This window comes from Pantoea sp. YU22 (assembly GCF_003970755.1).
GTDB lineage: Bacteria > Pseudomonadota > Gammaproteobacteria > Enterobacterales > Enterobacteriaceae > Pantoea > Pantoea piersonii.
This window is the reverse complement of sequence record NZ_RYDU01000001.1, coordinates 313591-331692: the sequence shown is the minus strand read 5'-3', so window position 1 is coordinate 331692 and position 18102 is coordinate 313591. Positions and strand designations below refer to the sequence as shown.

Sequence of the window (18102 nt, the reverse complement as noted above, 5' to 3'; positions counted from 1 at the left end):
GGCTCAGGCGCTCTCTCGCATTAGCTGATCAACCGCATCCACGACATCTTGCACAGTACGCACGGAGCGAAAGGTCTCCGGCTTGATTTTGCGGCCCGTGCGCTTTTGCAGATGCACCACCATGTCGACCGCATCAATACTGTCGAGCTCAAGATCCTCATACAGACGCGCGTCCGGGCGAATAGCCTCAGGATCGGTTTCAAACAGGCTGGTCAGCAACGAAGCGACTTCCTGATAGATTTCATCTTTATTCATCACAGGTTGGCTCCTGACGCTTATGCCTGTTGCTGTTTAATAAATGTCGCCAGAGTGGCAACGGAGAAAAAGTGCGCGCGCAGCGTCTCGCTTTCAGCGGAAAGCGCCACGCCATAGCGGTTTTTCACCGCCAGGCCCAGTTCAAGCGCATCGATTGAATCCAGCCCCAGGCCTTCGCCAAAAAGCGGCGCATCGGTTTCAATATCATCGGGCGTGATGTCTTCGAGATTCAGCGTCTCAATGATCATCTCTTTTAAAGTGTTGATAAGTGCGTCCATTGTGTTTCCGTCAAACGTCTTTTTCTTGGGGTGGAACCAGTGCCTGCTGCAGGTAGCGGGTCAGGCGACGCGCCGCCAGAGGCTGCGCGTCCTCGCTGGCTGCTCGAAAGGGATGGCTGCTGATTTGCGCCTGTACGCGCACGGTAAACAGCGGCTTAACCGGCGGAATTTGATACCAGCGGCTCTGTTTGTCGAGCATTCGCTGTGTGCAGCTGATATGGACCACGCGCAGCGCACAGCCAGCGCGCACCGCAATATTGGCGGCGCCCCGCTGCAGCTTAAGCGCTTCGCCGTAGCGCGTGCGCGTTCCTTCAGGAAAGATCAGGATGGTGTCGCCGCGGGCGAGACGCTGCTGACTGTCAGGGAGCAGAGTTTCAGCTTCGCTGTTAATCAGATAGTCCGCCGCGCGTATCACGCCGCGGAAGAAAAGGTTGTGCCGCAGCTCCGCTTTAACCAGACAGTCCATCTCCGGCATTACCGAGGCGATCATCACATAGTCAATAAGCGAGGGATGGTTAGCGACAATCAGGCAGCCTTTGTCCTGCTGCAACAGCTCCGCGCCGATAATACGATAGTCATAGACGCCGACAAACCGGCAGAAGCGCAGGAAACAGCGGAAGCTCCAGGCGATACTGCGGCGGGCCAGCGCGCGGCGGCGCGTTGTATTGCGCTGAAAAAGCAGCAGCAGATTAAACCAGATAAGCGACAGCAACAGGCCGCCTACGCTGAACAAGCTAAAGCTTACGGCGGTCATCACCAGCCGCCAGTAGTAGTTAACGTTCAAGCGACGACGCATGACGAGAGAAGAATCAGCCATGGCTTTTCTCCCACTGCCAGTCCATACGCGCGCCCGGCAGAATAAATTCAGACGCATCGCTCAGCATACCGTGCAGAAACGCCAGGCTTTGAGGCAGCGCAACGGGCAGCTTGCCCGTTTGCAAACGAGCAGAACATCTGAGGCTGTCGCCCACGGCAAGCACAAGCCCGACCGCATAAGGCACCTGTCCAGCGCACTCCGGCAGCCAGGGAGAATAGTAATCGGGGATAGCGCCCTCAAAATCGACTAACAGCACCTTTTTATATCCTGCCTGATGCAGCGCAGTGACCTCAATAAGGCCCTGCTGAAAGGAGTCGATCCCCGCAGAGATCGAGGTTGAAACCAGCGGTTGCTGCGCGGCGATAGTCAGGCTGCCAACGGCAGAGTTATGCACCGACATTGCAAAATCGGTCGGTGAAAGCGCCTGCTCTTCCGCTAGCGCCGTAAGGATGCGCAGATTACGCTCCAGCTCGCCGTGACGGCTGGTAAAAACCACCGCGTCCGCGGGCTGGCGCGCCAGTAAGGCGAGTCCGCACTCTACGGCCGCGCGGCTACCGCTGCTCAGACGACGAGCAGTCATCATCGGCAGGAATTGAGGTTTTGCCACAGGAAGATTCGGATCTAAAACAGGAGGTTGCTGCGCCCAGCGTTGCCATACATCCCGACTGGCCAGTCCCGGAGCCAGTGCCTGCCATTCAACAAGTGAATATGCCAAATTCATAACTGCGCTCTTATTTTGTACCTTGCGAAATCAGCGCCAGCCAGGCAATGTTTCGATGTCCTGATTGAAAAAAACGGATAGTTGCTGGTGTGGCCTTCACAACGCTCTGACGTGCATAACACGGCAGAACATGAAGGTGCAGCGATTTTTAATATCGGCAAACCACAATTTTTCTTTAGGAAAACACCTGCCGTCGCCTGAGGATGACGACGGCAGGAGCAACATTATTTCAGAGCCTGAGCGGCCAGACGCAGCTGAATATCCTGGTCAAGATTATTCACCCAGCGGTTATAATTGGCGTGAATTTTCCCGTCTTTTGCATTCAGGTTCTGACTGCTGACGTACTGGATGGAATAGCTTTGCGGCGTGTAGGTAACGCGGATGTTGGCAACAAACTCGCGCTGCGCATAGCGGCCATTAATTACCCCTGGCGCGACGGGCGTCATCACCCATTTGCGACCGAGCCCTGCCTCAATAATCGCGGTTTTCATCTGGTTATCAGAATAATGCTGCGTAAGTGACTGGTCGACGTTATGAACAGGCGCAGTGCGTGCACAGCCCGTTAATAACGTTGCCGCAATAGTCATTATGATAAGAGAATGCTTAGACATGTTTTTATTCCTTTATTACCTGTTACAGGCAGGCGGAAAGCTCCATACGCTTACTGAGCGTGGATCGTACCGATCCACACCTTTCTACTTAGATCCAATCGAAACCGCACTATATTAACAGATAATGTAAAGACACGTAAGCAAAAGTATGCTTATGAACCAGTCGTTCATAAGCAGAATGATTAAAAGATTTACTGATAGCGCAGCAAAAGCGTTCAGTTTATCTATATCGTTCAGCGCGCCTGCCAGCCGCCGCCCAGCGCGCGATAAAGCGCGACCTGCGCCAGCAGAAGATTATTCTTCACCGATACCAGATTGAGCTGCGTGTTGAACAGCGTGCGCTGCGCGTCCAGCTCGTCAAGATACGAGGCGTAACCATTTTGATAGCGATTGCTGGCGATGCGCAGCGCCTCGGACACATACTCTTCCTGCTTCTGCAGCTCCGCCAGCTGCGCCTGCCCCTGCAGAATCGCATCCATTGCGTCGTTCACCTCTGAAAAAGCGTTGCGAACAACCTTTTCATAGCTGTAAAGCGCCTGATTGCGCGCCGCCATCGAAACATCGACCTGCGCCGTCAGCGCTTCGCGGTTCAGCAACGGTGCCAGCACGCTGCCGCCTATGCTCCAGAGACGAAACGGATTGTCGAGCAGCTGGTGCAGCTCGTTGCTTTGCAGAGTGCCGCTCGCGGTAAGGTTGAGCGTTGGCAGCAGCTTCGCTTTTGACGAGGCGAGCGTCTCATCTGCCGCCAGCAGCAGGCGCTGGGCCTGCACGATATCGGGCCGTCGGTTAAGCAGCTGCGACGGCAGCACCTGCGGCATCTGCTGTGGCATAAGCTGGCTGAATTGCGGTCGGCGCGCAATCTCGCGCGGGTTCATGCCCACCAGAATGCTCAGGGCATTCTCCTGTTGGGCGATTTGATGCTTCAGCTGCGGCACCTGCGCCTTCGCGGTCTGAAATTCGGACGCCGCCTGCATCCACTCAAGGCGCGAGCTGTAGCCCGTTTCGAACTGGCGCTGCGCCAGCCGCAGCGAATTGCCGCGCGTCGCCAGCGTCGCTTCGGTGACGCGCAGCTGCTCATCCAGCGCCACCAGACTCATATAGCCCGACGCTACCGAGCTGGCGACGGTCAGTTCTGCCGCCGATGCCGCGGCGCGCTGTGCCTCCAGCGACGCTTCGCTGGCCGCGATGCTGCTGCTGCGCGCCCCCCAGAAATCGACATTGTAGTTAGCCTGCAGCAGCCCCTGATAGACAGCGTTCTCGTACGGCTGTCCGGTAACTGAAGACAACGCGCGCTGATGCGTCACCCCTGCGCCTGCGCTCAGCGTAGGGAAATTATCGCCCTGCGCCGCGCGCAGCTGGGCGCGATACTGCTCGACGCGCGAACGCGCCGTAAGGATATCGAGGTTATTGCGCAGCGCCTGCGCCACCAGACGATTAAGGTTATCGTCGCCAAAGGCGTGCCACCATTCCGCTTCCGGCGCGGCGGCGGGCCCGACCTGATTACGCCACTGCGGCGGGATCGGCAGCGATGAAGGCGCTTTTTCCACCTCGGTGGCGCAACCGGCCAGCGTCAGCGCCGCGAGGCTGGCGAGTAACAGCCGCCGCATCACTCCACCGCCTTGCTGCGAGGTTGCGCGGCAGTGTCAATACTGACCTCTACCGACATGCCGGGCCGCAGCTCGCGCATATCTTCAGATTCGATGGCGATACGGACTGGAATACGCTGGGCGATTTTGACAAAGTTGCCCGTGGCGTTGTCTGGCGAGATGGCGCTGAATTCCGACCCCGCCGCCGGCGAGATAAATTCCACATGGCCGTTAAAACGTTTGCCGTTGAGCGCGTCAACGCGGAAGGTCACCGGCAGGCCAGGACGAATAGCCGCCATCTGCGTCTCTTTCATGTTGGCGATAATCCATTTATGGTCCGGCACCACTGAGGTGAGACGCGTGCCAGCCGTCACGTAGGCTCCTTTGCGCACCGAAAGCTGGCCGAGCTGACCGGCATCCGGCGCAACGATACGGGTATTTGCCAGATCGATCTCCGCCAGCTCCAGCGCTGCCTGGGCGCTGGCGACATCGCCTTCAAGCGAGGCGCGATTGACAATAACGGTTTGCAGGTTCTGCTGCGCTACCGCTACCTGCGCCTCCGCCTGGCGTACCTGCGCCTGCGCCTGCGCGTTAGCGGCACGCGCCGCATCGCGTTCACGCACCGACAGCGAGCCGTCGGCGGCCAGGCTCTCGACGCGTTTCAGGTCGAAGCCCCCTTTCAGCGCCTGCGCTCTGGCGTTCTCCAGCGCGGCTTTATTACTGGCGATAGTGGCTTCAGCGCTGCGGCGCTGTTGTTGGTTATTGCGAAGCGCCGCCTGCTTCATCGCTAACTGCGCCTGCGCCTGATGCACGCGCTGACGATAGATGCGATCGTCAATGGTCATCAGCAGCTGCCCTTTCTGCACCGGCTGCAGATCCACCACCTCGACCGAGGTCAGATAGCCGCTGACCTGCGGGCTGATAAAGGTCACCTGCCCGCGCACATAGGCGTTTTCGGTGCTCTGTACTGCGCTGGTAAAGGGCCAGAGCTGCCAGGCGTAGAGAATAATCAGGACGCCAAGAATAACGATGCCGCTTCCTGCCGCAATAGAAAGAATACGCCGACGGTTGGCGCGCTCGCGCTCCGCCGCCTGAAGTTCATCCTGCTGACTCATTGTGACTCCATAGATTCTTGTGACGCGGCCGCCAGGCGCTGCTCCTTCAGGTTGAAGCGCGCCTGTCGCCAGCTAAGGTATCGCTGACGGGAAAGACGCCACAGTGCCCACATCAGGGTAATGAGCGCCAGCGCCGCCGTCAGTAAATAGGTATCGTTATAGGCCAGCACGTTCGCCTGCAGCGTCGCCACGCTCTGTAGCTGGCTGGTGCTCTGCGCGCTCTGCAAAACAGAATCGCCTACCTGGCTGCTAAACAGCGCGCCATACTGGCTGAGGCGATCCGTAACGTTAGGATCGAGCAGCGACAGCTGATCGCCCAGCAGGCTGGAGTGATATTTTTCACGCCAGACCTGAAAGGTTCCGAGAATGGCAGAGCCGATCAGGCCGCCCAGGTTCTGGCTCATGCCGAACAGCACCACAAAGCTCACCAGATTTTTCGGCTGCGTCACGACGCTGCCGATACCGATCAGCATCGCGGGCGCCATAAAGAAGGTGCTGCTGAAGCCGAGCAAAAACTGGCTGATATACATATTGTTGGCGCGCGTTACCGGGCTGGAGTGCGCATCCATCAGCGAGGCGACGATCATCACCGCCAGCGAGACAACGATGGGCCAGTTAAGATGTGTCGGCTTGATGGTCAGGGCGCTGGTGACGATACCGAGCGTCATGCCGCCGATAATCGCCAGCGAGAGGCCGCGCATCTGATCGTTCAGCAGGCCCAGCTGCTGCAAAAAACCCACCGCGCCGGTGTTCTGCTCCGCCAGCACGATGCGTATCATAATCATCACAATGCCAAGACGCACCATCGTGCCGCTGCTCAGCCAGCGCGTATTGATCAGAGGATTTTTCCGGTTGTGCTCAATGACGATCGCCGCGACGATCAGCACCAGCGCGATCGCCAGGCTGATGCCGAGCCAGGAGGTGGTAAACCACCATTCGATGCGCCCCAGCGACAGCACGCCGCAGAGCAGCGCCATACCGGGTGCCAGCAGCATAAAGGTGACGAAATCGAGTTTTTCAAACGCCTTGATGCGGTCGCCCGGCGGCAGTTTCACCACCAGCACGCACCCCAGCGCAATCATCGCCAGACCCAGCTCAAACAGGTAAAGCCCACGCCACTCCTGCAGCTGCAGCAGCTCGGTCGAAAAAAGCCGCGCCATCGGAATAGCGAACTGCGAGGCGGTCAGGCCGATCACCAACGCCTTAAGCCGATGTTTCGCCGGCCACGCCTGTATCTGGTAATAGATCCCCAGCGAGCTGAGCGCCGCGCCCGCCATGCCATGCGCGGCGCGCACGATGATCGCCGAGCTGAGATCGTTGGCGAAGAGATGGAAAAACGCCACCAGCACATAGAGCACCAGGAAGGCTTCGGTGAAAACGCGCAGGCCAAACTGCTGGCGAAACTTCACCAGCAACAGGTTGATGGAGATATTGCCCATCACGTAAACGGCGGGCAGCCAGGCAATTTCAATGGAGTAAGCGCCGAAAGTGCCCTGAAGATTGGAGAGGTTCGCCGTGACCAGCGCGTTGCTCAGCGCGCCGGTAAGCGAAATCAGTAAGCCGATCAGGCCAAAGGCGATCCGTTTTGGCGGCGAATGAATCGGGGTTGAAGGCGATCCCGGCAGCATGGGTTTTTCATGCGGCAACCATTCTCGCGGCGCATAGGGATTGCGTCTGGCCACTGTTACATATTTCCCATGCGCGTCAGCAGCTGTTGCAGCACCCGCTCCGTCGTCGCCAGCTCCTGAGGATCGATATCGCCGAGCAGCGCAGCGCGCAGCGCGTCCGCCTCATTTTTCACTAAGGCAAAAGCCTGATTGCCCTTCTCCGTCAGCACCAGATGCCGTTTGCGGCGATCTTCCGGCGGCTGCACGCGGGACAGCAACTCCTGCTTCACCAGCCGATCGATCAGTGGCACCATGCTGGCATCCTCCAGACCGAGTAACTGCGCAAGCTCTGTCTGGGTATAGGGCCGCGTTTCGCTGGCAATAAGGCCAATCGCCAGCCAGCTGCTCATGCTCAGGCCGCTGTGTTTAAGATGGCGATCCACGGCAAGCCGCCAGGCGTGGGCAGCTTGATAGAGCAAATGGGTGAACGTGTTATAGTGCAGAGTCAAAGTGTAGCGACCTAATTGTTAGACTTCTAACTAAATGAATGCGTTATTATACGCAGAGCAAATTGCTAATGAAAATAGCACATGTCGTTAAAAAATGACGCCTCTGTTGTCAGGCTTTTTAAGCGCCTGAACATATCCAGACGGAGAAAAACCGGAGTTGACTATGCCCGATCGCAACAACAACTGGATAGATCTGCGTCGTGACCCCTCGCGCGGCATCGAGACGATTCGCGCGCATTTTACCGGACATGCCTACGATCCTCACTGGCACGACAGCTATCTGATTGGCGTGACGGAGCAAGGCGTGCAGCAGTTTCACTCGCGCCGTAAACAGCATCAGAGTCGGCCCGGCACGGTATTTATGCTGGAGCCGGAGGAGCTGCACGATGGCGACGCGGTGGACGCGCAGGGCTTTACCTATCGCATGCTCTACCTGTCGCCGCAGCAGCTATCCCGGCAGCTGGCGCCGCTCGGCACCGACCAGGGCGGCGAGCTGCACTTCGCCGCCACGCTGCGTAACGACAAAGCGCTCGCTTACGCTGTCTGGCACTGTTTTGACGCGCTGTGGCACGATCATCCCGAACTGATCAAAGAGGCGACGCTGGACCGCTTATTTATGCAGCTGGGCCAGCATCCGTTATGGCGCAGCGAAACGCGTCCGGCGGACCGCGATCGTCAGCTGGCGCAGCAGGCGCGCGACTGGCTGATTGCCCATCATGCGCTTAATCCGGGCTTACAGGCGATGGCCGATGCCGTACAGGTGGATCGCTTCCGCCTCTCTCGCCTCTTCCAGGCACAGTGGGGTTTGCCGCCGCACGCCTGGCTGGTGCAGTGGCGTTTATCCCAGGCCCGTCGCCAGCTTGCGGCCGGCAGCGCAGCCGCCGACGTCGCCGCCGACCTGGGCTTCGCCGATCAGAGCCATCTGGGCCGCTGGTTTAAACGCGCCTGCCATCTCACTCCGGCACGCTATCAGCAAGCGTGCACAAATCTTCCAGACGCAGGCTGAACGCCTGGTCACAATGCGCTTTTTCTGTCTGGAGAAGTGCTATGCAAGACCCTCGTTGCGTCATGATTTTGCAAAACGATCTCGCCCCGGGAAAAGCCGCTAACGCCGCTGCGGTGATCGCCCTCACCCTCGGCCAGCGTCATCCTGCGCTGATCGGCGACCCTTTACAGGATGCGGATGCCAGCCGCTACCCCGGCCTGATTCCGCTTGGCATCCCCGTGCTGGCAGCCAGCCATGCGGAGATGGACGATCTGCGCGCCCGCTGCGCGGAGCTGGCGTGCGATCTGGTGCTCTTTCCTGAACAAGGTCAAACCACCACTGATTACGCGGCGTTTAGCGCAGCGATGCGCGAAATACCGGCAAAAGAGTGGCGGCTGCTGGGCCTGGCGCTGGTCGGTGAGAAACAATCGGTCCGAAAACTCACATCAAAGTTAAAACTTTTTAGCTAAAACAGCGCGGGAAAAAGTCATTTTTTTCCCGCTGATCGATACAACCCCTCCATTGTACAAACAGCTTGTACAGCTTTTCTTCACGAAGCACTCATTTATCTATATGATAATTAACAGATAGCACAAATCGTTCAAATTTCTCCTTGTGCGTGTACACCTTCATTGTATAACTTTAGCCCCCATGAATCGGATAACGATTCCGTAACGAATGATGCGTTTGCGTCGCCTCTGAAGGTGTAAGTGGATTTCCACCTTCAGAGGTCCTTTTTTGATGACTTGGGGCCCTTTATATCTGTCCATGTAAGGGGAGTTTCATCGTAAATTGATCTGGTATCCGACCTGGACGTTGGGACTGTTTTAGGACTGACACATGCAAAACGCTATTCCACAAACCGATAAAGAAATTGGTGATTACTTCAACGCAGCGGCCAGTAAAGCGGCCAGTGAGATGGAAATATTAGGATTAGTGGTGGCTGAGATTTTACAGGCGGGTAAGCCTGTCACTAATAAAGCGATCATCTCTAAACTGATCCATCGGCTGGAACTGGAGTCGGACGTGGTATCGCTCGACATCTATCGTCAACTGCTTGAACTGGTTGTGCATAAGACACCTGACGATCTGTCGGTGTAATGCTGGCTCCAGGGACGGAGTCATTCTGTTAGTTTTGTGATCGCTGGCAAATTTCCCTCTCAGACAGTACTCTCTTCTGCTTAATTTCGTCTGCGTTCTTCGCTTTCGCCGCAAGAACGACTATTAAAAAGAGCCTGCAATTTATGAGCCAACCCAACGACGTTGCCGCGCCTCAAGCCGTGGACAACGACCTGACCGTGGGCCGCGTTTTGCGTTCCCCTGCCCTGCTCACCCGTGAGTGTCTTGCTGGCGTGATCACCGCGCTGGCGCTTATTCCAGAGGTGATCTCCTTTTCGGTTATCGCCGGTGTCGATCCGAAGGTCAGTCTGGTGGCATCTGTGGTGCTGTGCCTGACGCTTTCGGTGCTGGGCGGGCGTCCGGCAATGGTTACCGCCGCAGCCGGTTCGGTCGCGCTGGTGATCGGTCCGATGGTGCATGCGCACGGGGTAGCCTATATTCTGCCGGCCGTGGTGCTGGGCGGCCTGATCCAGATCCTCTTCGGTATAGCCGGCCTGGCGCGCATGATGCGCTATATTCCGCGCTCAGTCATGCTTGGCTTCGTCAACGCGCTGGGTGTCCTGATTTTCTTTGCGCAGGTGCCGCACGTCTGGGGGCAACATTCGCTGGTGTGGCTGCTGTTTGCCATCACGCTGGCGATTGTGCTGCTGCTGCCGCGCGTGCTGAAAAGCGTGCCTTCTCCGCTGGTCGCTATCGTTGTCGTGACCGCCGTCGCGCTGCTGCTCGGCTGGCGCGTGCCCAACGTAGGCGATGAAGGTCCTATGAGTGCGGGTTTGCCCGGTCTGAATGCGTTACAGGTGCCTCTTAGCCTGCAGACGCTGCAGATCGTCTGGCCGACTGCGCTCAGTATTGCCTTTGTCGGCCTGATGGAATCCTTGCTCACCGCCAAACTGGTGGACGATCTGACCGATACCCTCTCCAGCAAGCGCCGCGAGTCATGGGGTTTAGGCGTGGCCAACATTTTCGCCGCGTTCTACGGCGGCATCGCCGGTTGCGCGATGATCGGCCAGACTATCGTAAACGTCGAGCTGGGTAAGGCGCGCACGCGCGTCTCAACCGTCGTTGCCGGCCTGGTGTTGTTGTTGCTGGTGACCGGCCTGAGCGCGCTGATGGCACAGATCCCGATGGTCGTGCTGGCGGGAATTATGATGGTGGTTGCCGTGAAGACCGTGAACTGGCACAGCCTGCAGCCAGCCACCCTCAAACGTATGCCCTGGTCAGAGACGCTGGTAATGGCGCTAACGATTATGGTGACGGTGTGGACAGGCAACCTGGCGCTGGGCGTGCTGGCGGGCGTTATCGTCGCCATCGTGCTGTTTGCGCGCCGTATCGCTCACGTTATTCATGCTGAGCGCGAAGTCAGTCCCGACGGCAAATCGGTGTGCTATCGCGTGCGCGGCCCGCTTTTCTTCGCCAGCAGCAACGATCTGTTTGAACATTTCGATTATGGACATGACCCGAAACAGGTCACTATCGATCTGACCCATGCGCAAATATGGGATGCGTCATCAGTCGCCGCTCTCGACGGCATTGAATATCGCTATCAGCGCCACGGCGCGCAGGTAACCATTGTCGGTCTGGATACGCGCAGCAGCGATTTTCATCGTCGCCTGACCGGTAAGTTTGAGTAAGTAGCGGGAAAAGTAAGTAAGCGATGCGGCGGCCGCCGCATCGCTGTTAAAGCGGTTTAGCCTGGCGACGAGCCTTATAGCGTGCAACCATCGTCGTCATTGCCTGATAGATAACGCCTGCGTAGAGGCTTTTTACGATCGCCATCCCCACCTCCATTCCCTCTTTTTGCCAGAAGCAGAACCACATAAACAGGCCCCACAGCAGGGAAAACAGTAGACAGCCTTTAATAAACTTCACGACGCCCTGCATCTCGCTTCCTTCTGTATCACCGCGGCCCGTGCCGCGTTATTGAGGCGTGAAAGTATCGCATACCGCCTGGATTTGCACCCCAGGCTGCATCAGATGAGAGGCGGGTCAAATTTTTCAGCCTGACGGAATTTAAGACTTTGCGACTGGTGCGTTGGCGACAGCCTGCTACGCTTTAATTTCATTGCGTTTTTATACTTTCTTTTTCAATACCGGAGAATGAGGTGGCAACGATGAATAACGTGAAAAAAGGGATCTGCATTACGCTGGCCGTGCTGGCACTGGCGGGCTGTATGCACCGGAGCGATGCGGTTAAATCGGATGGCCGTCCTCATGCGCCAAGCGGCCAGGCGTCGCCGGGCGGCACGCTGGGCTCAGGCCCTGTGGGACAGCCGCAGTCTTAAGTTTTAACGATAAAACCCGGTTAACGCCGGGTTTTTTGTCTGACAGGCGGGCACAAAAAAACCGCCCTGAAGGCGGTCACGACATTGCTTACTACTGCTTTATTTTAATTCGAAATTTTTAATCGGTAGAGATGGTGCCCGGGGCGGGACTTGAACCCGCACAGCCATACAGCCGAGGGATTTTAAATCCCTTGTGTCTACCGATTTCACCACCCGGGCAGGGTGTAAAGTGGAGGCGCGTCCCGGAGTCGAACCGAGGTGGACGGATTTGCAATCCGCTGCATGGCCACTCTGCCAACGCGCCTTTATCCGCTGTGCCGCCAGGTTATCCTGACCTGCAAAACTGGAGCGGGAAACGAGACTCGAACTCGCGACCCCGACCTTGGCAAGGTCGTGCTCTACCAACTGAGCTATTCCCGCATTGTTCAGCAATTTAACGGAACTTGCTGATTTTCTTTATCTTCTGGCAGCCTCGCTGCCGTTCGATGCGATGCATTCTACTGACCTGACGCACTGAGTCAACAGAATTATCCTCACAGCGCGTCCGTTTGCTGCTTTTTAAGTCGCTTCGATCAGCTATCGAGCAGATCGCCACGCGCAGCGCTTAAATACTGAAACATTGACCAGAAAGTTAACACGGCGGCGATGTAAAGCGCCACTACGCCTACGGCGATAACTGTCGTATCAGGACGCCACAGCAACGCGACCAGCGACAGCATCTGCGCCGTGGTTTTCACCTTGCCGATCCAGGAGACGGCGACGCTGCTGCGCTTGCCAATTTCCGCCATCCATTCGCGCAGCGCGGAAATAATGATTTCACGCGCGATCATGGTTGCAGCCGGTAAGGTGATCCACCAGGAGTGAAAATATTCCGCCACCAGAACCAGCGCAATCGCCACCATCACCTTATCGGCTACCGGGTCGAGAAAGGCACCGAAGCGCGTGGTTTGCTTCCAGCGGCGCGCAAGAAATCCGTCAAACCAGTCGGTCACGGCGGCAATCACAAAGATCAGCGCGGTGGCGAAAGGCGCCCAGTAGAAAGGCAGATAGAAAGCCAGCACGAAGAAAGGGATCAGGACGACTCGAAACAGGGTGAGACACGTCGGAATGTTAAATTGCATATGCCGGTAACTGTCTGGAATGGGTAGAATTTCCCCTATGTTCCTACATTGCCTCACCTGTTTCAATGCTAGTGTTTTAGCGAATGATATATTTTTTCCGCCAGCGCGAACGAAATACCGGGCACATTAGCGATCTCTTCAACCGTGGCGTTCATCAACGGTTGCAGGCCCCCCATATACTTAAGCAGCTGCTGGCGACGTTTCGGGCCGATGCCTTCGATGCTTTCCAGCGCGCTGGTATTCTTCACTTTCGCCCGTTTTTTTCGGTGGCCCGAAATTGCATGATTGTGAGCGTCATCACGAATATGCTGGATCACATGCAGCGCTGGAGAGTCCGGGGGCAGAGAAACGCCCTCGCCTTCCGCCTCGAAGAACAGCGTTTCCAGTCCCGCTTTACGATCGCTGCCTTTCGCCACGCCCAGTAAAATCGGCCGGGACTTATCCCACTCGACCTCCAGTTCGGCAAAAACCTGCTTCGCCTGCGAAAGCTGCCCCTTGCCGCCGTCAATCAGAATGACGTCAGGGATTTTATCTTCTTCCAGCGCTTTGCCGTAGCGGCGGCGCAGTACCTGATTCATCGCTGCGTAATCATCGCCAGGCGTAATGCCTTCAATGTTATAGCGGCGATAGTCGCTGCGCAGCGGCCCGTTGGCGTCGAACACCACGCAGGATGCGATAGTCTGCTCTCCCATGGTGTGGCTGATATCGAAGCACTCCATGCGGTTGATTTTGTCCAGTTCAAGAAACTGTGCCAGCGCCGCCAGCCGCTGCTGGATGGTAGAGTGCTGCGACAGGCGCGTGGTCAGCGCCGTCGCCGCATTGGTGCGCGCCAGCTTGAGGTAACGCGCGCGATCGCCGCGCGGTTTGCTCTGGATCGTTACGCGGCGTCCCGCCAGCTCGCTCAGCGATGCAGAGAGCAGCTCGCGTTCCGGCAGGTTGAAGTCCAGCAGAATGTCGCCAGGCAGAGTGCGAGCTTCGCTGCCCTGCAGGTAAAACTGGCCGACAAAGGTCTGAACCACTTCCGCCAGCTCGGTATCCGCCGGAACTTTTGGGAAGTAGCTGCGGCTGCCCAGCACCTTGCCCTGTCGGATAAAGAGTACGTGCAGGCAGGCCATGCCCGCGTCGTAGGCTACGCCCATTACGTCCAGATCGTCGCCCTGATTAGAGACAAACTGCTTCTCGGTGATCCGGCGCACCGCCTGAATCTGATCGCGCAGACGCGCCGCCTCTTCAAAACGCAGCCCGGTACTCGCCTCTTCCATGCGTTTTACCAGCATGTTCAGCACCTGGTCATCTTTGCCGGACAGAAACAGCCGCACATATTCCGTCTGCTGCGCATACTCCTCTTCGCTCACCAGTCCGGCGACGCAAGGGCCGAGGCAGCGTCCAATCTGATACTGCAGACAAGGTCTGGAGCGGTTGCGGTAAACGCTGTTTTCACACTGGCGAATTGGAAACACTTTCTGCATCAGCGCCAGGGTTTCGCGTACGGCGTAGCCGTTCGGGAAGGGCCCGAAATATTCGCCCTTAGCGTGTTTCGCCCCGCGATGATAGGCCAGACGCGGGTGGGTATCGCCGCTGAGAAAGATAAACGGATAGGATTTATCATCACGCATCAGCACGTTGTAGCGCGGCTGATAGAGCTTGATGTAGTTATGCTCCAGCAGCAATGCTTCCGTTTCGGTATGCGTGACGGTGACGTCTATATGATGGATGTTACTGACCAGCACCTCTGTCTTTCGACTGCCGACATGGCTGCGAAAGTAGCTGCTGAGGCGCTTTTTGAGATCTTTGGCTTTTCCTACATAGATCACGGTGTCCGAGGCATCGTACATGCGGTACACGCCCGGCTGACTGGTCACCGTGCTGAGAAAGGCTTTGGCGTTGAAAACTTCACTCACTACTGATTAACGGCTCCGCATTGAACAGGCCATGTCGAATGGCCAGATGCGTTAACTCTACGTCGCCGCTGATGTTCAGCTTGCTGAACATGCGATAACGGTAGCTGTTAACGGTTTTAGGACTGAGATTGAGCTGCTCGGAAATTTCCGTCACCTTTTGCCCTTTGGTGATCATCAGCATAATCTGCAATTCCCTTTCCGACAAACAGCTGAAGGGAGATTCCGCTTTTTGCGGCTCTATCTGGCTCAGCGCCATCTGCTGCGCGATATCCGAGGCGATATAGCGCTGACCGGCGTGTACGGAGCGAATGGCGCTCACGACTTCCTGCGGCGCGGCGCCTTTGCTCAGATAGCCTGCTGCGCCCGCCTGCATCACCCTGGCGGGCAGCGGATTTTCGGTGTGGATCGTCAGCATGATAATTTTGATATCGGGGTTGTAGCGCACAATTTTGCGCGTCGCTTCCAGCCCGCCGATGCCCGGCATATTCATATCCATCAGAATCACATCGACCTGGTTAGCCCGGCACCACTTCACCGCGTCCTCGCCGCAACAAGCCTCTCCCGCGATCGTAAGACCTTTCATATCTTCCAGTATGCGTCTAATACCGGCGCGTACCAGTTCATGGTCATCAACAAGAAGAACACTGATCAACGGGGAACACTCCGCTAGCTAAAGTGAGGAATAAATCTGATATTGAATGCGCGCATGATACCTGCTTTTCGCAATAAAGAACATCAACGGGCCGAATGTTTGACCGTATTCGCTGATTTACATCAACACTTTCCAGTCAGTACAAAAATATGTCGACCGGATGAAATATGTTCATTTACCCTTTTTATTTAATCAATATTTTCAAAGGCTTAAATTATATCAGTCTAAAAATTCAAAAATAGACTTAAATGTGTCGCGGCCGGGCTGTGAAAATTATTCAACTGCTACTTTAAATAATATCCTGTACAGCAATCGTCAGCCGTTACGCTTCGCTTTCGCAGGCAATTGGCTCGCTGTGATATACTCATGCACGGCTGCGCGGAACATGCCGGCACGATCGATTAACCCCAAGGAGAACACGATGAGCGATGAAGAATTTGTTACCTCGCACGACACGCTGAAGCTGGCTGATGAAGTTGCCTGTCTGAAAATGATGGTGACGCTGATTCTGAAAGGAATGGGCCAGGCGGATGCCGGAAAAGTGATTATTAATATGGAACGCTACGTGCAAACTCTGGGTGATAAGCCGCAGGCGGAAGTATTCAGCAATACCATAAAGCAGATTAAGACTGCGTATCGTCAGTGATGCGTTCGCCCCCGCGCCGAAGCGGGGGCGCGCTGTCAGGTATGCGACTGCCAGTTCACAGAGACACCCAGTGACGGCAGTACCTCTTCCGGACTGAAGCGCCGCGTGCCGCGATACTTTTCCGCCAGCGCCGGCTGCACGACCGGGATACGAATGGCGAACAGATTGTCCTCCGACTGGATCAGACCGGGCGTAAGCGGCTCATAGGCGACCTGGTGATCCTCAAACATCTTCTCCAGCATCGGCGTCGCCGAGCTGATCAAATACTCCATACCATTAAGTTCGGCAAGCTGCACGGCGTGCCATAACAGGTTGAACGGCAGTTCCGCATCCAGTTCCAGCTTCGCCGAGAAGCGCGACATTTCCCATACTTTTTCGTGACTGAACGGCACCACCAGCCCTTCGCTCTGGGCTGGCTCATGCCACGGCATCAGTCGCGCGCAGCCGCTGATGCCGTCACGCGCGTTCCAGGCCAGCAGCCAGGTCACATCCGAACGATCGAAACGATCGTACTCCTGACCCGGCGTGCTGAGACGAGGCGGGATCGACCAGCCTTCTCCACGCGCAAATACGCTATAACGGTAGCTGCCTAGTTCGGCCAGCAGAGAGGACGGCATATCCTTTAACTGGGTTTGAATTATCTTCATCATGCGCCCCTGACATCCTCATGTTTGCATTGATTTACGCTACGCCAGCCTGGCAAAGTCCCGGCGCAGGGTAGACAACTGCTTCCGGCAACGTAACTACTAAATTTAGTAGTTGCCTTTTTCTATATCAGTCCAATTGCCGCCGCATAACAGGCAATTTGAGTTTTATTGGAAACATTAAATCGCTTTTGCATATTCTTTTGGTGAAAGTTCACTGTGTGTTGCGAAATTGCTAAAATAAGCGAAATTTCAGCCGAGGTTTTCCCTTCTGCGGTCCATTTCAAAATCTCTAACTCGCGCTGACTGAAATCATTTTTTAGCACCATCAGCGCATCATCAGAAAAACGCTGAAGTGAACGCAAACTCAGTTCCGCCAGAAAGTGCAGTTTCACTTCCAGCTCGACATGTTGATGTTGCGTCCGGCTTGCCAGGCGGGATGCTATAGATAATATACCAATGGCGCGATTTGATGCCATGGCGGAGCAGGAAAAACCGCTATTCAGGCCGTGCTCCTGCGCCTCTTTCCACAAATCACCGGCGCCAGTGAAGAGGTCGTGCGTCCACTCTAAGCCCCGTCCGGGCTGCTGGCATAGCATTAAAACTGGATCGATAGCGTAATAGTTTTTTTCCTCATAGCGTTTAATCCAGGCTTTCGGGTAAGTGCTATGCAAAAAAATACGCGGCCGGGTAAAAGGCACAGGGTGCTGAATCAGAAAGGAATAGCTATCGAAGCCTAATGACACTACCTGAGTCTGAATGAGCGTCTTCAATTCCTCGGTTGAAGTGATAGCCTGAAATTCTTTTTCCGTCTCTCGTCGCCAGACGAAATAATTGTCGTTAGTCATATTGCCTCGGCGTTATCCTCACGCTGATGCGTCTGGTTATTGAGGTTGTTCATTTTAAAAAAATAAATTTATAAGAGAAAAAAGTTTTATTGAGAAAAAAACAGGCATGCAAGTAAAAACCACGTTACGTCCGGTTGTGCGTGTTTTACTTAAAACGTGTTTCCTGTGCTTCACGAAAGGTGATCCCATTCACAGCATTATAGCGGCTGGAAAAACAGAATAAGATTTTTCTTAATGAGATTCAATCTGCATAACGACAATAAATTCGCATACATTGACCGCCATTCAGCATGGCTATTAAGTAAAATTAGTTTAGCGCCGTAATTTATTTGTAAACATAGAGTTAAGCTATTCTAAAGCCAAAAAGCGACCCAAGGTTAAAATCTGTGCGCTTTTTGCCGCTCG

Annotated in this window: 21 protein-coding genes and 3 tRNA genes; 6 read left to right on the top strand and 18 right to left on the bottom strand. The window is 55.8% G+C overall.

Annotation, left to right across the window (positions count from 1 at the left end; genetic code table 11):
• Positions 1-3: 3 nt before the first annotated feature.
• The 9 genes from EKL29_RS01585 to EKL29_RS01545 form a co-directional block, all read right to left on the bottom strand.
• Positions 4-258: an acyl carrier protein gene (locus tag EKL29_RS01585; RefSeq protein WP_126688682.1), complete on the bottom strand. Its 255-nt coding sequence runs from the start codon at positions 256-258 to the stop codon at positions 4-6.
• 17 nt (positions 259-275) lie between these two features.
• Positions 276-533 (bottom strand): phosphopantetheine-binding protein, encoded by a 258-nt coding sequence (locus EKL29_RS01580; protein ID WP_126688681.1) that lies wholly within the window; start codon positions 531-533, stop codon positions 276-278.
• Positions 534-543: 10 nt separating this feature from the next.
• The gene (locus EKL29_RS01575; protein ID WP_126688680.1) at positions 544-1350 is read right to left on the bottom strand and encodes a 1-acyl-sn-glycerol-3-phosphate acyltransferase; all 807 of its coding nucleotides are present in this window, start codon (positions 1348-1350) and stop codon (positions 544-546) included.
• On the bottom strand, positions 1343-2071 hold the full coding sequence (locus EKL29_RS01570) for a beta-ketoacyl synthase chain length factor (protein WP_126688679.1): 729 nt from the start codon (positions 2069-2071) through the stop codon (positions 1343-1345). The genes EKL29_RS01575 and EKL29_RS01570 overlap by 8 nt, the downstream gene beginning before the upstream one ends.
• A gap of 224 nt (positions 2072-2295) precedes the next feature.
• Positions 2296-2682, bottom strand: a complete 387-nt coding sequence (locus tag EKL29_RS01565; protein WP_126688678.1) for a hypothetical protein — start codon at positions 2680-2682, stop codon at positions 2296-2298.
• A 233-nt stretch (positions 2683-2915) separates the two neighbouring features.
• On the bottom strand, positions 2916-4289 hold the full coding sequence (locus EKL29_RS01560) for an efflux transporter outer membrane subunit (RefSeq protein WP_120451959.1): 1374 nt from the start codon (positions 4287-4289) through the stop codon (positions 2916-2918).
• Complete coding sequence (locus EKL29_RS01555) at positions 4289-5383, bottom strand: HlyD family secretion protein (RefSeq protein ID WP_120451957.1); 1095 nt, start codon at positions 5381-5383, stop codon at positions 4289-4291. Before EKL29_RS01555 ends, EKL29_RS01560 begins: the two co-directional genes overlap by 1 nt.
• Positions 5380-7065 carry an MFS transporter gene (locus EKL29_RS01550; protein ID WP_126688677.1) on the bottom strand — a complete coding sequence of 562 codons (1686 nt, stop codon included), beginning with the start codon at positions 7063-7065 and terminating at the stop codon, positions 5380-5382. Before EKL29_RS01550 ends, EKL29_RS01555 begins: the two co-directional genes overlap by 4 nt.
• A gap of 2 nt (positions 7066-7067) precedes the next feature.
• Positions 7068-7499, bottom strand: a complete 432-nt coding sequence (locus EKL29_RS01545; protein ID WP_120451953.1) for a MarR family winged helix-turn-helix transcriptional regulator — start codon at positions 7497-7499, stop codon at positions 7068-7070.
• Between the two features lie 157 nt (positions 7500-7656).
• On the opposite strand from EKL29_RS01545, the gene EKL29_RS01540 reads away from it, so the two are divergent.
• The 4 genes from EKL29_RS01540 to EKL29_RS01525 all read left to right on the top strand — a co-directional run bounded on the left by EKL29_RS01540 (position 7657) and on the right by EKL29_RS01525 (position 11234).
• Positions 7657-8505, top strand: coding sequence for an AraC family transcriptional regulator (locus EKL29_RS01540; protein ID WP_376749693.1), 849 nt, complete (start codon positions 7657-7659; stop codon positions 8503-8505).
• 41 nt (positions 8506-8546) lie between these two features.
• Positions 8547-8954 carry a DUF2000 domain-containing protein gene (locus tag EKL29_RS01535; RefSeq protein WP_126688675.1) on the top strand — a complete coding sequence of 136 codons (408 nt, stop codon included), beginning with the start codon at positions 8547-8549 and terminating at the stop codon, positions 8952-8954.
• Positions 8955-9324: 370 nt separating this feature from the next.
• A complete protein-coding gene (locus EKL29_RS01530; RefSeq protein WP_126688674.1) occupies positions 9325-9585 on the top strand; it encodes a biofilm/acid-resistance regulator YmgB/AriR in 261 nt (86 codons plus the stop codon).
• A 143-nt stretch (positions 9586-9728) separates the two neighbouring features.
• Complete coding sequence (locus EKL29_RS01525) at positions 9729-11234, top strand: SulP family inorganic anion transporter (RefSeq protein WP_120451945.1); 1506 nt, start codon at positions 9729-9731, stop codon at positions 11232-11234.
• 46 nt (positions 11235-11280) lie between these two features.
• Here the strand turns inward: EKL29_RS01525 and EKL29_RS01520 are convergent, their stop codons facing one another.
• Positions 11281-11484, bottom strand: a complete 204-nt coding sequence (locus tag EKL29_RS01520) for a DUF6404 family protein (protein WP_126688673.1) — start codon at positions 11482-11484, stop codon at positions 11281-11283.
• Positions 11485-11714: 230 nt separating this feature from the next.
• On the opposite strand from EKL29_RS01520, the gene EKL29_RS23160 reads away from it, so the two are divergent.
• Positions 11715-11885 carry a hypothetical protein gene (locus EKL29_RS23160; RefSeq protein ID WP_167456944.1) on the top strand — a complete coding sequence of 57 codons (171 nt, stop codon included), beginning with the start codon at positions 11715-11717 and terminating at the stop codon, positions 11883-11885.
• A gap of 132 nt (positions 11886-12017) precedes the next feature.
• Here the strand turns inward: EKL29_RS23160 and EKL29_RS01515 are convergent.
• From EKL29_RS01515 to uvrY, 6 genes are all read right to left on the bottom strand, one after another.
• Positions 12018-12104, bottom strand: a tRNA-Leu gene (locus EKL29_RS01515).
• Between the two features lie 11 nt (positions 12105-12115).
• A tRNA-Cys gene (locus EKL29_RS01510) sits at positions 12116-12189 on the bottom strand.
• A gap of 40 nt (positions 12190-12229) precedes the next feature.
• Positions 12230-12305, bottom strand: a tRNA-Gly gene (locus EKL29_RS01505).
• 152 nt (positions 12306-12457) lie between these two features.
• Positions 12458-13006 carry a CDP-diacylglycerol--glycerol-3-phosphate 3-phosphatidyltransferase gene (pgsA, locus tag EKL29_RS01500; protein ID WP_120451941.1) on the bottom strand — a complete coding sequence of 183 codons (549 nt, stop codon included), beginning with the start codon at positions 13004-13006 and terminating at the stop codon, positions 12458-12460.
• A 68-nt stretch (positions 13007-13074) separates the two neighbouring features.
• Entirely contained in the window at positions 13075-14907 is a 1833-nt protein-coding gene (gene uvrC, locus EKL29_RS01495) for an excinuclease ABC subunit UvrC (RefSeq protein ID WP_126688672.1), read from the bottom strand.
• Complete coding sequence (uvrY, locus tag EKL29_RS01490) at positions 14900-15559, bottom strand: UvrY/SirA/GacA family response regulator transcription factor (protein WP_120451937.1); 660 nt, start codon at positions 15557-15559, stop codon at positions 14900-14902. Before uvrY ends, uvrC begins: the two co-directional genes overlap by 8 nt.
• 421 nt (positions 15560-15980) lie before the next feature.
• Between uvrY and EKL29_RS01485 the strand changes: the two genes are divergently transcribed.
• Positions 15981-16205: a DUF2594 family protein gene (locus tag EKL29_RS01485; protein WP_033751095.1), complete on the top strand. Its 225-nt coding sequence runs from the start codon at positions 15981-15983 to the stop codon at positions 16203-16205.
• Between the two features lie 35 nt (positions 16206-16240).
• On the opposite strand, the gene EKL29_RS01480 is transcribed toward EKL29_RS01485, so the two are convergent.
• A complete protein-coding gene (locus EKL29_RS01480; RefSeq protein WP_120451934.1) occupies positions 16241-16852 on the bottom strand; it encodes an acyl-homoserine-lactone synthase in 612 nt (203 codons plus the stop codon).
• Between the two features lie 122 nt (positions 16853-16974).
• Positions 16975-17697, bottom strand: a complete 723-nt coding sequence (gene sdiA / locus EKL29_RS01475) for a transcriptional regulator SdiA (protein WP_120451932.1) — start codon at positions 17695-17697, stop codon at positions 16975-16977.
• Positions 17698-18102: the final 405 nt, after the last annotated feature.